This is a genomic window from Kocuria gwangalliensis (assembly GCF_039544365.1).
Taxonomy (GTDB): domain Bacteria; phylum Actinomycetota; class Actinomycetes; order Actinomycetales; family Micrococcaceae; genus Kocuria; species Kocuria gwangalliensis.
The window spans coordinates 43,438-60,590 of record NZ_BAABLN010000017.1 but is presented as its reverse complement, the minus strand read 5'-3'; the positions used below and the strand labels follow the sequence as shown (position 1 = coordinate 60,590).

General features: G+C 64.2%; 14 protein-coding genes. 6 read left to right on the top strand and 8 right to left on the bottom strand.

The genetic code is table 11. The features are described 5' to 3' along the window. Positions 1-61: 61 nt before the first annotated feature. The 8 genes from guaA to groES form a co-directional block, all read right to left on the bottom strand. The gene (gene guaA, locus ABEA06_RS07610; protein WP_303382259.1) at positions 62-1,660 is read right to left on the bottom strand and encodes a glutamine-hydrolyzing GMP synthase; all 1,599 of its coding nucleotides are present in this window, start codon (positions 1,658-1,660) and stop codon (positions 62-64) included. A 41-nt stretch (positions 1,661-1,701) separates the two neighbouring features. Further along, complete coding sequence (locus ABEA06_RS07605) at positions 1,702-2,295, bottom strand: DUF3817 domain-containing protein (protein ID WP_345311086.1); 594 nt, start codon at positions 2,293-2,295, stop codon at positions 1,702-1,704. Further along, on the bottom strand, positions 2,276-3,331 hold the full coding sequence (locus tag ABEA06_RS07600; RefSeq protein WP_345311085.1) for an SURF1 family protein: 1,056 nt from the start codon (positions 3,329-3,331) through the stop codon (positions 2,276-2,278). The genes ABEA06_RS07605 and ABEA06_RS07600 overlap by 20 nt, the downstream gene beginning before the upstream one ends. A gap of 35 nt (positions 3,332-3,366) precedes the next feature. Continuing rightward, positions 3,367-4,488 (bottom strand): GuaB3 family IMP dehydrogenase-related protein, encoded by a 1,122-nt coding sequence (locus tag ABEA06_RS07595; protein ID WP_345311084.1) that lies wholly within the window; start codon positions 4,486-4,488, stop codon positions 3,367-3,369. Positions 4,489-4,536: 48 nt separating this feature from the next. Continuing rightward, positions 4,537-6,033 carry an IMP dehydrogenase gene (gene guaB, locus ABEA06_RS07590; protein ID WP_303382269.1) on the bottom strand — a complete coding sequence of 499 codons (1,497 nt, stop codon included), beginning with the start codon at positions 6,031-6,033 and terminating at the stop codon, positions 4,537-4,539. A gap of 96 nt (positions 6,034-6,129) precedes the next feature. After that, positions 6,130-8,193 (bottom strand): acyltransferase family protein, encoded by a 2,064-nt coding sequence (locus ABEA06_RS07585; RefSeq protein WP_345311083.1) that lies wholly within the window; start codon positions 8,191-8,193, stop codon positions 6,130-6,132. Positions 8,194-8,346: 153 nt separating this feature from the next. Continuing rightward, positions 8,347-9,945 carry a chaperonin GroEL gene (groL, locus tag ABEA06_RS07580; RefSeq protein ID WP_303382254.1) on the bottom strand — a complete coding sequence of 533 codons (1,599 nt, stop codon included), beginning with the start codon at positions 9,943-9,945 and terminating at the stop codon, positions 8,347-8,349. Between the two features lie 108 nt (positions 9,946-10,053). After that, complete coding sequence (groES, locus tag ABEA06_RS07575; RefSeq protein WP_095798825.1) at positions 10,054-10,350, bottom strand: co-chaperone GroES; 297 nt, start codon at positions 10,348-10,350, stop codon at positions 10,054-10,056. A gap of 418 nt (positions 10,351-10,768) precedes the next feature. Between groES and ABEA06_RS07570 the strand changes: the two genes are divergently transcribed. The 6 genes from ABEA06_RS07570 to ABEA06_RS07545 all read left to right on the top strand — a co-directional run bounded on the left by ABEA06_RS07570 (position 10,769) and on the right by ABEA06_RS07545 (position 17,151). After that, positions 10,769-11,734 (top strand): siderophore ABC transporter substrate-binding protein, encoded by a 966-nt coding sequence (locus ABEA06_RS07570; protein WP_312395296.1) that lies wholly within the window; start codon positions 10,769-10,771, stop codon positions 11,732-11,734. Beyond that, on the top strand, positions 11,731-12,846 hold the full coding sequence (locus ABEA06_RS07565) for an ABC transporter permease (RefSeq protein WP_345311082.1): 1,116 nt from the start codon (positions 11,731-11,733) through the stop codon (positions 12,844-12,846). Before ABEA06_RS07570 ends, ABEA06_RS07565 begins: the two co-directional genes overlap by 4 nt. A gap of 23 nt (positions 12,847-12,869) precedes the next feature. After that, the gene (locus ABEA06_RS07560) at positions 12,870-13,865 is read left to right on the top strand and encodes an iron chelate uptake ABC transporter family permease subunit (protein WP_345311081.1); all 996 of its coding nucleotides are present in this window, start codon (positions 12,870-12,872) and stop codon (positions 13,863-13,865) included. Further along, positions 13,862-14,620, top strand: a complete 759-nt coding sequence (locus ABEA06_RS07555) for an iron ABC transporter ATP-binding protein (RefSeq protein ID WP_303382668.1) — start codon at positions 13,862-13,864, stop codon at positions 14,618-14,620. Before ABEA06_RS07560 ends, ABEA06_RS07555 begins: the two co-directional genes overlap by 4 nt. A gap of 27 nt (positions 14,621-14,647) precedes the next feature. Then, positions 14,648-15,910, top strand: coding sequence for a class I SAM-dependent methyltransferase (locus tag ABEA06_RS07550; protein ID WP_345311080.1), 1,263 nt, complete (start codon positions 14,648-14,650; stop codon positions 15,908-15,910). Between the two features lie 95 nt (positions 15,911-16,005). Beyond that, the gene (locus ABEA06_RS07545; RefSeq protein WP_303382666.1) at positions 16,006-17,151 is read left to right on the top strand and encodes a glutamate--cysteine ligase; all 1,146 of its coding nucleotides are present in this window, start codon (positions 16,006-16,008) and stop codon (positions 17,149-17,151) included. Positions 17,152-17,153 lie beyond the last annotated feature (2 nt).

Here is a 17,153-nt window from a genome sequence, read left to right as displayed (position 1 = left end):
CCGCTTCGGGGTGGCGCGGCCGACGCACCGGCACTGATGTTCGTTCACAACGAGTGTGGGATTACTCCCACTCGATGGTTCCCGGCGGCTTGGACGTGACGTCCAGGACCACTCGGTTGATTTCTTCGACCTCATTGGTGATGCGGTTGGAAATCTTGGCCAACAATTCCGAGGGCAGGCGTGACCAGTCCGCGGTCATGGCGTCCTCGCTGCTGACGGGGCGCAACACAATGGGGTGACCGTAGGTGCGGCCGTCACCCTGCACGCCCACGGACCGGACGTCCGCGAGCAGCACCACGGGCATCTGCCACACGTCGTCGTCCAGGCCTGCGCGGGTGAGTTCCTCGCGAGCAATCGCGTCCGCGCGGCGCAGGATGTCCAGGCGCTCCTCGGTGACCTCACCGATGATGCGGATTCCCAGGCCGGGTCCGGGGAACGGCTGCCGTCCCACGATGTTCTCCGGCAGGCCCAGCTCGCGGCCCACCGCACGAACCTCGTCCTTGAACAGGCCGCGCAACGGTTCGACCAGGTCGAATTGCAGGTCCTCCGGCAACCCACCCACGTTGTGGTGGCTCTTGATGTTGGCTGCGCCCTCACCGCCGCCCGATTCCACGACGTCCGGGTAGAGGGTGCCCTGCACCAAGAAGCCCACGGGCTTACCGTCAGCGGCCTCGGCGCGCAGGACCTGTTCCTCCGCGGCCTCGAACGCGCGGATGAACTCGCGACCAATGATCTTGCGCTTGGTTTCCGGGTCGCTCACGCCCTTGAGCGCGGACAGGAAACGCTCCGACTCGCGGGCCACGTGCAGTTTCACACCGGTGGCGGCCACGAAATCCTTCTCGACCTGTTCGACCTCGTCCTGACGCATGAGGCCGTGGTCGACCAGCACACAGGTCAGACGATCGCCGATGGCGCGCTGCACCAGGGCGGCGGCCACGGCGGAGTCCACGCCTCCGGAGAGGCCGCACAACGCCTTGCCGTCCCCCACCTGGGCGCGGATCAATTCGATCTGCTCCTCGATGATGTTCCCGGTGGACCACGAAGGAGCGATCTGGGCGCCGTTGAACAGGAAATTCTCGAGTACCTGCTGCCCGTACGCGGAGTGGTTGACCTCGGGGTGCCATTGCACCCCGTAGAGCTTGCGTTCGGGGTTCTCGAAGGCGGCCACGGGGGCGCCGTCGCTGGAGGCCAGGGTGGTGAAGCCTTCGGGTGCGCCGGTCACGGAGTCACCGTGGCTCATCCACACGGTCTGCACCTCCGGGGAGCCCTCCAACAGGGTTCCCGTCATGTCCTGGGACGCGGTGGCCATGGTGGCACCGTATTCACGGGCACCCGTGCGCTCCACCGAGCCGCCCAGGGCGCTGGCCATGACCTGGTAGCCGTAGCAGATACCCAGCACGGGCACGCCGGCCTCGAACAACTCGGCGTCACGCTGCGGGGCGCCGGGGGCGTACACGGACGATGGTCCGCCCGACAGAATAATGGCGGCGGGGTTGCGCTGCAGGATTTTTTCCGTGGACCAGGTGTGCGGAACGATTTCCGAGTAGACGTTCGCTTCGCGGACCCTGCGGGCGATCAGCTGCGCGTACTGCGCTCCGTAATCGACCACAAGAACCGGGCGGTCCTCGAGTTCGGTGAGGTTGTCAGGGGTTTCAGTCACGGCCCCAAGTCTAGAACACCCGGGACCGCCTTATCCCACGCTCAGTATCGCTTGGCGGCCTTGGGGTTCGCGGCCAGCTCCACCTCGGTGGAACGGTGGATCTTGCGCTCCACAATGAAGGACAGGAACGGCACCACACCGCCCAGCGCCATGACGATCAGCTGCGGGAACGGCCACCGCATGAGCGACCAGATCCGGAAACAGGCCGCCAGGTACACCACGTAGAACCAGCCGTGAATGATGAGGATCCAGGTGGAGATGTTCACTCCCCCGGCCAGGTTCTCCAACTCCAGGTTCTGCCAGCCCAGGGCCACAGGTTCCCCGGTGATTTTGTCGGTGCCCCCGGCAATCAAGTCGTAACCGAGACCGTAGCGGGTGATCATCTCGGCCACGAGCAACAACAGGAACGTGCCGGAGACCCACGCGCAGATCTTGTAGAACGTCAGGGCGCCCCGAATCTGGGCTTCGGTTCCACCGAAGCGACGCCGCGGCTGCAGCGCCGCAGCCCGGGCCTTCACATCGTCGGGGACCGTGGCGAGCTCCGGGGTGGCGTCCGCGGGAGTGCTCACGCGCACGCCGTCCGTGCGACGAACCGGCTTGGGGTTGTGCTGGGGATCAGGGGTGGGTTCGCTCATGGGAGGCTCCGTGCTCGGGGTGGGTTCGGTTCTCGGCCGCCGGCACCGCATCGGACGTGCTGCGCGCTGCCGGTTGGTCGTCAAAGTAGTAGTAGCACTGGTCGCGCTCATCCCAGTAGTAGAAGGACTGTTCTTCCTCGTCCCAGAAGTAGTCGCCCTCCAGGTAGAAGTACTTCTGGGGGTCCTGTCGGCGCAGGTACTCGTCGCGGACGAACCGCCACCACAGGAACACGGCGAAGCCCGCGAACACGATCCATTCGAGCGCGTAGAACAGGTTGAGCATGTTCAAGGAGGTGTCCGTGGGTTGCTGATCGATGTCCAGATGGAACAGCTCGTCGCTCAGCACGGAGGCTTCTGGGGCCAGGGTTCCCTGTTGGGTGACCGGCATTTCCTCAGCCGCGGGGACCTCGGCGGCCGCCGCGACGTAGCCGGAGTACAGCGGCGCGTCCCACACGTTGGTCAGTTGCGCCGGCGACAGGGAGGGTAGCTGCCCCTCCGGGAGGTCCTCATTTATCAGGGGTGACTCGGGCGGCAGGAGACGGCCCGCCACGGTCACGGGTTCCGACGGCGCCGCGGGCACCTGATCGCTCGAGCCGATCCAACCGCGCGCCACGGGCACGGACATCGGGCCGTCAGCGGTGTCCCACAGTCCCGCAGAATCCTGCACCACCAATTCCGAGACCACCCAGTAGCCGTCCACGCCATCGTGCAGTCGACCCGGTATCACCACGGTGGACCCGGGATCGTAGGTTCCGGAGATCTCCACGGTGTGATCGGCAGCGGCGGAGGTGACCACCTCGCCGGGCTTGATCACTTCGGTCAGCGGTTTCACTGTGTCCTTGTCCGGATCGGCCACCACGGCGGCCTGATCCGAACTGCTCAACTGCCACATGCTCAACACCACGAACAGCGCCGCAATGATCAAGCTCACCGTCAGAAAGGCGAGCGACCGGGGGCTGAGAGCGATCTTGAGCACCACATAAGAGTAGTGGGCCGCCCTGTGCGTTTCCCAAATCCCGTCAGGGGATCGGTCCATGCTCAGAGCGGCCCAACACTGGTTGGTGCGTGTGACTAGTCGCGGATCACGACCTCCGCGCGCTGGAACTCCTTGAGGTCCGAGTAACCGGTTGTGGCCATGGCCCGACGCAGCGCCCCAATGATGTTCGAAGACCCATCCACGTGACGCGCCGGACCGTTCAAGACCTCTTCCAGGGACCCCACCGTGCCCACGCGCGTGCGCTCACCGCGTGGCGAATGTTGGTGGTGGGCCTCTGCTCCCCACAACCAACCCTGCCCCGGAGCTTGCTCGGCGCGGGCCAGCACGGTTCCGAGCATCACGGCGTCCGCGCCCATCGCGATCGCCTTAACGATGTCACCCGAGGTCCCCAGGCCGCCGTCGGCGATCACGTGGACGTAACGGCCACCGGACTCGTCCAGGTAGTCGCGCCGCGCCGCGGCGACGTCGGAAATAGCCGTGGCCATCGCGGCGTGGATGCCCAGGATGGACTCGGTGCGCAGCGACGCGCCCCCGCCGAAGCCGACGAGGACACCCGCGGCACCGGTGCGCATGAGGTGCAGTGCGGGGGTGTAACCGGCCGCACCGCCCACGATCACCGGCACGTCCAGGTCGTAAATGAATTTCTTCAGGTCCAGGGGCTCCTGGTTCTGCGAGACATGCTCGGCGGATACCGTGGTGCCCCGGATGACGAACAGGTCGACACCCGCTTCCAGCACGGTCTTGTAGTGCTCCACCACGCGCTGAGGTGACAGCGAACCCGACACGATCACGCCGGCATCTCGGATCTCCGCCAACCGAGTCTTGATCAGCTCGGGCTGAATGGGCGCGCTGTAGAGCTCCTGCATGCGGCGCGTGGCCTCGGGGACGTTCTCCACCGAGAGGTCCGCGATCTCATCGAGTACCGGTTGCGGGTCCTCGTAACGAGTCCACAGGCCTTCGAGGTCCAACACGCCCAGACCGCCGGACCGGCCCAGGGCAATGGCCGTTTCCGGTGACATCACCGAATCCATGGGGGCGCCCACCACGGGAATGTCGAACTTGTAGGCGTCGATCTGCCAGTGGGTGCTCACGTCCTGCGGATCGCGGGTACGCCGGGACGGAACGAGTGCAATCTCGTCGAGGTTGAACGTGCGGCGGGCCCGCTTGGATCGGCCCAGCTCAATGTCGTAGCTCACGGATAGTCCTTTCCCCGCACATCACGCGCGAGTAGCGGGAGGGGCGAATCAGCGCTTGTAGTTGGGCGATTCCACGGTCATGGTGATGTCGTGCGGGTGCGATTCCTTGAGGCCCGCCGGGGTGATTCGCACGAACCGCCCCTTCATCTTCAGCTCCGCCACGTCATGCGCGCCCACGTAGAACATGGTCTGGCGCAGGCCACCGTCCAGTTGATGCAGCACGGAAGCCAGCGGGCCGCGGTAGGGCACCTGACCCTCGATACCCTCGGGGATCAGCTTCTCGTCGTCGGAGACGTCCGCCTGGAAGTAACGGTCCTTGGAGTAGGAGGTCTTCTTACCGCGAGACTGCATGGCACCCAGGGAACCCATGCCGCGGTAGGCCTTGAACTGCTTGCCCCCCACGAACACGAGTTCTCCCGGGGACTCGTCGCAACCGGCCAACAACGACCCGAGCATCACGGAATCCGCACCGGCAACCATGGCCTTGCCGATGTCACCGGAGAACTGCAAACCACCGTCCGCAATCATCGGGACCCCGGCGGGGATCGTGGCCTTGGCGGCCTCATTGATCGCGGTGATCTGGGGCACACCCACGCCGGCAATCACGCGGGTGGTGCAGATGGAACCCGGCCCCACGCCCACCTTCACGGCGTCCGCCCCGGCATCCACAATGGCTTGGGCACCGGCACGAGTGGCGGCCTGTCCCCCGATGATGTCCACGTGGGATGCGGCGGACTCATGCTTGAGTCGCGAAATCATGTCCAGCACACCCTGCGAGTGGCCGTTGGCGGTGTCGATGAACAGCGCGTCCACCCCGGCCTCGACCAGGGTCATGGCTCGTTCGAAACCGTCGCCGAAGAAGCCGACGGCGGCACCCACACGGAGCCGACCCTCATCGTCCTTGGTGGCCAGCGGATACTGTTCGGCCTTGGTGAAGTCCTTGACGGTGATCAGGCCCGTGAGGCGCTCCTGTTCGTCCACCAGGGGCAGCTTCTCGATTTTGTGCGTGGCCAGCAGCTTGTGAGCTTCGTCCTTGCTCATGCCCACGTTGCCGGTCACGAGCGGCATGGGGGTCATGACATCGCGCACCAGCCGGGTGTGGAAATCGGATTCCGGCAGGTAGCGGGTGTCACGATTGGTGATGATGCCCAGCAGTTTCTGGTTCTCATCCACCACGGGCAGGCCGGAGACCTTGTAGTAGCCACACAGGTGGTCCAACTCGGCCAGGGTCGCGTCCGGGCCCACGGTCACCGGTTTGGTGATCATGCCGGATTCACTGCGCTTCACGCGGTCCACATGATCGGCCTGGTCCTGGATGGACAGATTGCGGTGAATTACACCCATGCCACCCAACCGGGCCATGGAAATGGCCATGGCGGATTCGGTGACAGTATCCATGGCCGCGGACAGTACGGGCGCCTCGATCTCGATCCGGCGTGAGAGCCGGGTCTTGGTCGATGCTTCGGAAGGAATCACATCAGTGTTGCCGGGCAACAACAAAACGTCATCGTAGGTCAGTCCGGTCAAGCCGAACGGGTCATCCATCAGTGCGGTAGGCACGGCATCGGTCACGAAAGCTCCCTTTCACCAAATAGTTTCCGTTTCATTCTACGGTCATGCGGCTACGGCTCGGTTGCCGCCCTAGAGCAAACCGTTCTCGGCGAGGGCCTTCTCCGCGCGTTCCACGAAGAACGGGGACAAGGAACGGACGTAGTTCTGCGTGAGATGATTATTGTCCCAGTACACGATCACGTTGCCGATGACGGGTGCGCACATTCCGTCAGGACAAATGAGATCCCCCATGTCCACCGTGGAGATCCCCTCGTTCTGGCCGGCGATGGATTCGAGGGGGTTCGGAGAGGTCGTGATGTCGGTGGCGGGAGGGGTGCAATCCTGCGCGCTTCGCCGGTCGTCCTGGACGCAAAGACCCGGGGCGTCAACGAAACGAGGGTTGTCCCTGATAGCCAGGAGATGCCCGGTCTTTTGCGACAACTCCTGCAACTTCTCCACCATTCCCGGGCTCAGGTCTTCACCCCCGTCTTCCAAGGAGCGGGTGCCTGTCGTGACGACCAAGTCCGGATCTGCGTCATCGATGACCTTGTCGATCTCACTGAGCCATTCTGCGCACTCCGCCTGATCCCTCACTTGGTCATCGGCGCTGCCCAGGATGCAGTTTCCCCGAATGTAACTCACCATGTTCCACCCTTGGCTGCGCGCCAGATCCTCAATGGCCGGAAGCCATTGGATCGTGTGGCTGTTGCCCACCACGAGAATCGTTTGGCTTGCCTGCGGATCATCGATGGTGATTCCACACCATGTCTGATTTGCGGCACTCAAACCCATTTCTTCCGGGCAGGGCTCTCCCAGGGACGGTTTCGGGTAATCCCCTTGAATGATCGGCACCAGCGGCGCATCCGTCTCGGTGCCGCTGGGATCCTCGACCGCAAGTGCCGCTGCCCCGGGGTTGTTGCGCGCGGCCTCCGCTTCCAACTGCGCGCTGCGGTGGGCGTCCACGGCGGCCCAGGACAGTACCGCAGTGGAAACCACCGCTAAACACGCGATGATCACGAGTGCCAAACGGCGCTTGGTCTGCTCGGGCCACGTCCACGCCTTGAGCGGGTTTTCAATGAACGCCGTGAGCACCAGCGCCAGAACAATCGACACCAGCACCAGCGCAACACCCGAACGCGGTCCGGCCCAGGGACGATCCATGATGACCAGGTACGTGACCAGCAGAGGCCAATGCACCAGGTACAACGCGTAGGCGGCGTCGCCCAACTTCACCACGGGCCGCCAGGACAAAAACCGGTCGAACCCCACCCGGGACTCGGTGTTACCGGCCACGATGATTGCGGCCGCGGACAGCAGCGGCCACAGAGCGATCCAGCCCGGGAAAGCACCTTGAACGTCCACCAGGACGCCCACGGACACCATGCTCACAATGCCCACCCACCCCAGGATGATGCGCAGCACCCGCGGCGGATTGAGGTAGGGAATCGCCAAGGCGATCAGAGAACCCAGCGCGAACTCCCACAACCGGGCACGGGTGTCGAAATAGGCGTAAGCCTGCTGAGTCTCGGTCGTGATCACCGAAAAAATCATGGACGCCGCAAAAATCAGCCCGAAACACACCACCAAAATGGGCACCGAACTGATGCGTGTGCGGCGTCGTAGTAGCCACGCGAAACCAAAGAGCAACGGCCACAACAAGAAGACCTGGCCCTGGACGGACAGGGACCAGAAATGCTGGAACGGCGAGGCCGTGGAATGATCCGCCGCGTAATAATCCACCGACGACGCCGCAAGAGCCCAGTTCTCCACGTAGAACACGGACGCCAGGGCCTCCCAGCGGAACTGCGCGACCGAGGACTCGGGAAACACCGTGAGCAACCCGATCGTCACGAGAATCACCACGGTGGCCAGCGGAAGCAGCCGCTTGAACGTGTGCAACCAGTACCGGCCGATGGCCAGCGGGCGACCGCTTTCGATCTTGCGCACAAAAGACAACGTCATGAAGAACGCGGAGATCAACAAGAAGATGTCCACACCGCCCGACACCCGGCCCAGAAACACGTGGTAAATCACCACCAGCAGGACCGCTACGGCGCGCAAACCCTGCACTTCGGTTCGGAAACCGGAATAGCGCGAGACGACGTCGGGGCGAACGTGGGGCGCGCTCGACCGTGGGGGAAGGGTTTCGGGCATGACTGCCACCTTAACCCCCTCGAGTTGACATGCAGAATCGAGGTCCGTCGTCACCGCCAGTAAGGACAGCTACTGGATCCACGCAATGAAAAACCGGCGGCCCGCCCGTGATGTGGGCGAACCGCCGGTCAGCGTGGATCTCATCGCAGCAGATCAGTGCTGGTGGTGATCCTCAGAGTCGTTCTTCTTCTCGGCCACCAGAGTTTCGGTGGTGAGCACCAGAGCGGCAATGGATGCGGCGTTCTGCAGGGCGGAACGGGTGACCTTGACCGGGTCGATGATGCCGGCCGAGACCAAGTTCTCGTACTCTCCGGTCACGGCGTTGTAGCCGTGGCCCGGCTCGAGGTCCGCCACGCGGGAGGCCACTACGTAGCCGTCCTGTCCGGCGTTCTCTGCGATCCAACGCAAGGGCTGGACCAGGGCGCGACGCACGATACCCACGGCCGTGGCGGCGTCGCCGTCGAGACCGAGTTCGGCGCCGTCGAGCGCCTTGGATGCGTGCACCAGAGCGGAACCGCCGCCGGCCACGATGCCCTCTTCGAGTGCGGCGCGGGTCGAGGAGACGGCGTCTTCGATGCGGTGCTTGCGTTCCTTCTGCTCCACCTCTGTGGCGGCGCCCACCTTGACCACCGAGATGCCGCCGGCCAGACGAGCCAGTCGTTCCTGGAGCTTTTCGCGATCCCATTCGGAATCGGTGCGCTCCACCTCTGCCTTGATCTCAGCCACGCGATCGGCGATCTGCTCGGCCGTACCGCCGCCGTCCACCACGGTGGTCAGGCTCTTGGTCACGCTCACGCGACGAGCGGTACCCAGCTGGGTCAGGTCAACACTGTCCAGCGAAATGCCCAGCTCGGCGGTGATCACAGTGCCGTTGGTCAGCACGGCCAGGTCCTGCATGATCGCCTTGCGGCGGTCACCGAAACCGGGAGCCTTCAGGGCGACGACGTCCAGGGTGCCACGCAACTTATTGACCACCAGGGTGGACAGGGCTTCGCCCTCGACGTCCTCTGCAATGATCGTCAGCGGCTTCTTGGCCTGCAGCACCTTCTCCAGAACGGGCATCAGGTCCTGCACGGAGGAGATCTTGCCCTGGTAGAGCAGGATCAGGCTGTCCTCGAGGACGGCTTCCTGACGTTCCTGATCGGTGATGAAGGAGGGCGAGAGGTAGCCCTTGTCGAACTGCATACCTTCGGTGACCTCCAGCTCGACCTCTGTGGAGGAGCCGTCCTCGATGGTGATGACGCCGTCCGTGCCCACGGTCTCGAACGCGCGAGCAATCAGCTCACCGATCTCGGTGGACTGCGCGGAGATCGCGGCCACGTGGGCCACGTCCTGGCCTTCGACCGGGCGGGCGTTGTCCAGCAGTCGCTGGGAGACGGCCTCCACCGCGGCTTCGATTCCACGCTTGATCTCGCTGGGCGCTGCACCGGCGGCCACGTTGCGCAGACCCTCCTTGACCAGTGCCTGAGCCAGCACGGTCGCGGTGGTGGTGCCGTCACCGGCAACATCGTTGGTCTTGGTGGCGACCTCCTTGGCGAGCTGCGCGCCGAGGTTCTCGTACGGGTCGTCCAGCTCTACTTCGCGAGCAATGGTGACGCCGTCGTTGGTGATCGTGGGGGCGCCCCACTTCTTGTCCAGGACAACGTTGCGCCCGCGCGGGCCGAGGGTGACCTTGACAGTGTCGGCTAGCCGGTTGACACCGGCCTCAAGGGCTTTGCGAGCGGCGTCGTTGAACGCCAACTGCTTGGGCATGTGTGCTCCTTATCGGGCGAGAAGACTAAGAATGAATAACGCGGTACCCGTGCGCCACCCACTCACGAGTAGGCGCAGCGGGCACCGCGCAGAAAGGTTGTGGAAGATTTACTTCTCGATGACAGCCAGCACGTCGCGTGCCGGGAGCACGAGGTACTCTTCGCCGTTGTACTTGACCTCGGTTCCGCCGTACTTGGAGAAGATGACCAGGTCACCTTCCTTGACGTCCACGGGAATGCGGTTGCCCTTGTCGTCGACGCGGCCCGGACCCACAGCCAGGACGGTGCCCTCCTGGGGCTTTTCCTTGGCGGTATCGGGGATGACCAGACCGGAAGCAGTAGTCTGCTCGGCGGCCAGTGGCTGGACCACAATGCGGTCCTCGAGAGGCTTGATGGAGACCGACACGATCTCTCCCTTTCTTTAGGCGTATGAGACGGTGAGCGCCCACGGTGGTTCACGGGGTCCCGTGACCGCGGATGCGCTACGAGCCAGTTGGCGTGCCAACCGTCGTCGCGGTGCCGATTGAGCGCCTGGCCCTTAGCACCCTCACCCGGAGAGTGCCAATAGTCACTCTAGGGTTGGGCTGGCAGTCGGTCAAGGCGAGTGCCAAACGTTCACTCGCCGGTGAAGTCATTTAGGACATTAATATATTCGCTATTAGTTTGCGTACACGAGACGGCTCCCGATAGCTTGTCAGGTAAGGCAATCCTAAGACGATGCATCCGCGGGTCAGGGGACGACGGCGCCGTCGTACCTACCCGGCATCGCCACCGGCTTGCGCGGCCGCACGATCTCGCACCTTCCCTGACACTTGAGGAACGTAATGAACCGCATCAGCCCTAAGGCCATGGCACTGCTCACCGCAGGTGGCCTGCTCGCTCTCACCGGTTGCTCCACCGAAGCCGCCGGCGACTCCTCCTCCGAGGAAAGTTCGTCGAACGAAACCGTGACCGTGGAGCACGTCCAGGGCACCACCGAGGTCCCCAAGAACCCCGAGACCGTGATTTCCATGGATCTGGGTGTGATCGACAGCTTCGAGGCCCTGGGCGAAGAGGTCGACGGCCTCCCCAAGCCCGCGTCCCTGCCGGACGAGTTCGAGAAGTACCAGGACGAGAAGTACGTCAACGCCGGTGGCATGAAGGAACCGGACATGGAAGCGATCTCCGCCGCCAACCCGGACCTGATCATCATTTCCGGTCGCACCGCCGACTTCTACGACCAGTTCTCGGAAATCGCACCCACCGTGGATCTGACCATGGATCAGAAGGATCCGGTGGCTTCGTTCAAGAAGCAGTCCGAGACCATCGGGCAGATCCTGGGTAAGGAGTCCGAGGTCGAGGACAAGCTGGCCGATGTGGACCAGCAGATCTCCGACACCAAACAAGCCGCGGCCGACGCGGGTTCCGCCATGTTCCTGATGACCAACGCCGGCGAGGTCAACGCCTACGGCCCCGGTTCGCGTTTCGGCAACATCATCTTTGACACCCTGGGCCTGGAACCCGCCGGTGACGTGCAGTCCGAAGGCAGCCACGGCGAGTCCCTTTCCTTCGAGGCCATCTCCGAGGCCAACCCGGACCGCCTGTACGTGATCGACCGCGACGTGGCCGTGGGCCAGGGAGAATCCGGTCAGGCCGCGCAGCAGGTACTGGACAACGACCTGGTCAACCAGACCACCGCCGCCACCAAGGACCAGATCACCTACCTGGATCCCTCCGCGTGGTACATCGTGGGACCCGGCCTGAACAACTTCCCCGCAATGATCACTGAAGTTCAGGACAGCTTGACGTGAGCACTATCGCTCGCGCACCTGAGAACACCGGCGGCAACGGTTCGGTTCCCGAACCCGCTGCAACCCGTGGAAGGACCAACCGCACGGACCGGGCCACCACACCCGGGCCCTTCAAGCGGTTGCTCCGCTCCAACGGCGCCCTGGTGACGGCGGCCCTCGCGGTCTTCGTCCTGGCAGTGATCTCAACGTTCGTGGGCGTCGCGGATGTCACGCCGGCCACCCTGATCCGTCAGGTGGCCGGCGGGGACACCGCCGGACTCCAAGAGTCCTTCCATCTCCTCTCCGTCTCCCGTTTCCCGCGCACCATCTCCGTGATTCTTGCCGGCATGGCCATGGCCGTTGCCGGCCTGATCATGCAGCAAATGGCACGCAATAAATTCGTGGAGCCCTCCACGGTCGGCACCGTGGAATCCGCCTCCCTGGGTCTGCTCGCCGTCACCGTGCTGATCCCGAGCGCTCCTCTGCTCGGCAAGATGGGTGTGGCCGCGGTCTTCGCCGTGGGCGGTACCGCATTGTTCCTTGCCGTGCTGCAAAAGATCCCGCTGCGCAATGCGTTGCTCGTACCGCTGGTCGGCATCATGCTCGGCAACGTCATTGCCGCGATCACCACGTTCTTCGCCTACCGATTCAACCTGCTGCAGACGCTGAACACCTGGATGATCGGCGACTTCTCCGGTGTGATCAAGGGCCGCTACGAACTGCTCTGGCTCGTGGCCGCGCTGACCCTGATCGGCTACATTGCCGCCGACCGCTTCACCGTGGCGGGCATGGGCCAGGACGTCTCAACGACCCTCGGGGTGAACTACAAGCGCATCATGGCGCTCGGCATGACCATCGTGGCCCTGATCTCCGCCGTGGTGGTCGTGACCATCGGCTCCATTCCGTTCCTGGGCCTGGTGGTACCCAACATCGTGTCACTGCTGATCGGTGACAACATGCGCCGCTCGGTTCCATGGGTAGGCGTCTTCGGCGCGGGCTTCGTGCTCGTGTGCGACATTGTGGGCCGTGTGATCCGTTTTCCGTTCGAAATTCCCGTGGGCACCGTGGTGGCCGTGGTGGGTGCCGCTATCTTCTTGGCCATGTTGCTGCGGAAGCGAGCTCGTTCCCGATGACCCCCAAGTCCTCCGCTCTGCCGATGCCCAGCGCCATTCAGCAGAAGCGCAAACGCTTTGTCGTGCGATCCGTGTCGCCGGCCGTGGTCACCGCCGGTATCGGCGTCCTGGCGCTCGTGTGCATCGGCCTGTACTTGTTCCTGGGGCTCGACTCCAATGCCGCCTACGTGCTCCCCCGCCGCGCGAACCGCGTGTTCACCATGGTCCTGGTGGCCTTCTGCGTGGGTGTCTCCACCGTGCTGTTCCAGACGGTCACCTCCAACAGGATCCTGACGCCCTCCATCATGGGCTTCGATTCCCTGTTCATGCTCATCCAGACGGTCCTGATCTTCGCGATCGGCACAGTGGGCCGCACGCAGCTGGGTACCTATCCCCTGTTCCTGTTGGAGCTCGGACTCATGGTGGTCTTCGCGGCCATCATGTACCGCTGGCTGTTCACCGGTTCCGGCCTGTCCCTGCACCTGGTGCTGCTGATCGGAATCGTGTTCGGCACGCTGTTCCGCGGCATTTCCTCGCTGCTGCAGCGGTTGCTGGATCCCAGTGAGTTCATGGTGCTTCAGGACTCCATGTTCGCCTCATTCACGGGTGTGGACCTGGGGCTGCTGCAAATTTCCGTGCTCATCATTGCGGTCGCCACCGTTCCGCTGGTCGTGATGCGCCGTCGCTTCGACGTGTTGTCCCTGGGACGCGACACTTCCATCAGTTTGGGGATCAATCACACCCGTACCGTGACCACGGTGCTGATCGTGTGCTCGGTCTTCGTGGGTGTGTGCACCGCTCTGGTGGGTCCCATTACGTTCTTCGGCCTGATTGTCGCGAACCTGGCCTACGCCCTGTGCCGCACGTTCCGACACGCCTGGATCCTGCCGATCTCCGTGCTGTTGGGCGTTGTGGCACTGGTGGGCGGACAATTGATCCTGGAACGCGTGTTCGCGTTCGATACGGCATTGTCCATTGTGATTGAGTTCTGCGGTGGGTTGTTGTTCTTGTTCCTGCTGTTGAGAGGGTCCATCAAGTGATCGAGCTGTCCGGTCTCACCAAGACATATGGCGAGACGACCGTGGTGGACCATGTCTCGGCTCAGATCGAGTCCGGTGGCGTGGTGTCGATCATTGGCGCCAACGGCGCCGGCAAGTCCACGGTGCTGTCCATGATCGCCCGCCTGGTGGCCATGGACAATGGATCCGTGTTCGTGGATGAACACGACGTACTCAATACCCCCTCGGACGTGCTCGCCAAGAAGCTGTCCATCCTGCGCCAGGAAAACACGCTGAACGTCCGCCTGACGGTGCGCGATCTGGTGGGTTTCGGCCGTTTCCCGCATTCCAAGGGCCGGCTGCGTCCCGACGACACCGAACACATCGACCGGGCCCTGGACTATTTGAACCTCAACGAGTTCCAGGACCGCTATGTGGACGAGCTCTCCGGCGGCCAGCGCCAGCGCGTGTTCATTGCCATGGTGATCGCCCAGGACACCGATTACGTGCTCCTGGACGAGCCGCTCAACAACCTGGACATGAAGCACTCCGTGGAAATGATGAAGCTCCTGCGGCGCATGACCCACGAGCTCGGTAAGACCGTGATCCTGGTGATCCACGACATCAATTTCGCGTCGTGCTATTCGGACCGCGTCCTGGCCATGAAGCAGGGCGCCCTGGTCTGTCAGGGAACCCCCGAGGAGATCATGCAGCCGGACATCCTGCGGGACATCTACGACATGGACATCCGCGTGGAGGTCATCAACGGCCACCACGTGGGCATGTACTACATGTGACCCGCGAGCTCGTGATGTGATGGAACCGTGACTTCCCCCGCCGATGCCGAGATGCACGCCCTCGCCCAGCTCCTCACACCCCAGGGCCTGGCCCTGGTCGACTCGATCGGCGCCTACGATCCGGATCGCTCCCTGAAGCTGTCCGAATCGCTGCGAGCGCGGGGCTACGCCCCGGAACTGGTCTCCGCGGCCCTGACCCAGGCCAAGCTGCGCACCCACGCACGGGCCAAGTTCGGTGAGTTCGCCGACCACATGGTGTTCACCCGCAACGGACTCGAACAAGCCACCCGTTGGTCCGTCGCTGCCCTGCACGCCCGCCGGTTCGCCCAGGCAGACCTTACGCACATCGCCGATCTCGGCTGCGGCATCGGCGCGGACTCCCTGGCCCTGGCCGCCCTGGAACGCACCGTGACCGCCGTCGACAAGGACGAACTGACCGCGGCGGTGGCCACCGTGAACCTCACCGGGTGGCCCCGCACCGCCGTGCTCTGCGGCGACGTCGAAACCCTGGATCTGGCCGGTCTGGACAACGGCGCGCCCGACGGCGTCTGGCTGGATCCCGCACGCAGGGTCACCGGTTCGGGGCGCACCCAGCGCGTGTTCGATCCCGAGGCGTTCTCGCCGCCCCTGTCCTTCGTGACGGGTTTGGCCGGGGAGGGTCTGGCCGTGGGCGCCAAACTGGGCCCGGGTATCCCCCACGAGCACATTCCCGACGGTGCCGAAGCCCAGTGGGTCTCCGACCACGGCGATGTGGTCGAAGTGGTGCTCTGGTTCAACGCGGTGCGCCGCCCGGAGGTGGCCCGCGCGGCCCTGGTCCTGGGCTCGCACGCGGACGGCACGGCGACCGCCGCCGAACTGACTTCCGAGAGCTGGGAATCCCCCGCCCCCGAAGGTGAGCTGCTGGGCGAAGTGGGCGAGTACTTCTACGAGCCGGACGGCGCCGTGATCCGTGCCGGTCTCGTCACGGACCTGGCGCGGGCCCTGGATGCGCGCCTGATCCACCCGACCATCGCGTATCTGTCCGGGGACGAACTCCACGAGAGCCCGCTCGCGACCGCGTACCGTGTGCGGGAGGTGCTGGGCCACAACGTGAAAACACTGAAGAAGTGGGTGCGGGATCACAACGTGGGGACCCTGAACATCAAGAAACGGGGAACGGACGTCACCCCGGAACAGCTCAGGAAACAGCTGGCGCCGCGCGGTACCGAACAAGTCACTCTGGTGATGACACGTTTGCAGCACGACGGGCGCGAACGTCGCGTGGTGCTGGTCGTTGAACCCGTACACTGAAGTACCCGCACAGCAGTACGAGACCGGTGAACAACTCCCGATCCCGTTCGTGGACCGCGGGACATCCCCGGTGCACCCATGAGAGGACCACTGCCGTGCACATTGATTTCGCCTCTTCCGATCGCTCTTCGCTGGGCGTTGAGTGGGAGATCGCCCTGGTGGACCGTGAAACCGGCGAGCTCGAGCCGCGCGGCCAGGAAGTCCTCGAAGCCGTCATTGCGGCCAACCCAGACATGGGCGAGGACGGCAATCACCCGCGCGTGACCGGCGAGTTCCTGCAGAACACCGTGGAAATGGTCACGGGTGTGTGCCACGACGTGGAAGAGGCCATGGCGCACCTGAAGCTGACCTCGGACGAGATCCGCAAGGTCGCAGACCCCGAGGGCCTGGAGATCTTTGCCGCCGGCACCCACCCGTTCTCGGAGTGGGAGGACCAGCCCGTGGTGGACAAGGAGCGCTACTACAAGGTGGTGGACCGCGCGCAGTACTGGGGCCGCCAAATGGTGATTTACGGACTGCACGTGCACGTGGGTGTGGACCATAAGAACAAGGCGTTGCCCGTCCTTGAGGGTCTGCTGAACTACTACCCGCATTTGTTGGCGCTCTCGGCCAATTCGCCGTACTGGTGCGGCCACGACACCGGGTACGCATCCCACCGCTCCCAGGTCTTCCAGCAGCTGCCCACAGCGGGGCTGCCGTTCCGGTTCTCGGCCTGGGACGAGTACGAGTCCTATGTCCAGGACCTGCTCACCACGGGTGTGATCGAGGATGAATCGGAGAACCGGTGGGACATCCGCCCCGTGCCGCGCTTCGGCACCGTGGAGATGCGCGTGTGTGATGGGCCCACTACCCTGCACGACGTGAGCGCATTGACCGCTCTGACCCAGTGCCTGGTGGAATCGTTCTCCCGCACACTGGACAACGGCGGCACGGTTCCCACCATGCCGCCGTGGCACCACCAGGAGAACAAGTGGCGCGCGGCGCGTTACGGCTTGGACGCGATCATCATCCAGAACGCCCAGAGCGACGAGCGCCCGGTCACCGAGGACCTCACCGAGTTGCTCAACAAGCTGGAGCCCATTGCCTCGGACCTGGGGTGCGGCACCGAGTTGGCGCGTGTGGAGGACATCATCCGCTACGGCGCCGGATATCAACGGCAGCAGCGCGTGGCCCAGGAGCACAACGGCGACCTGCGCGCCGTGGCCCTGGACATTGTGGAGCGCAACCGCGCCTCGTTCTGAGC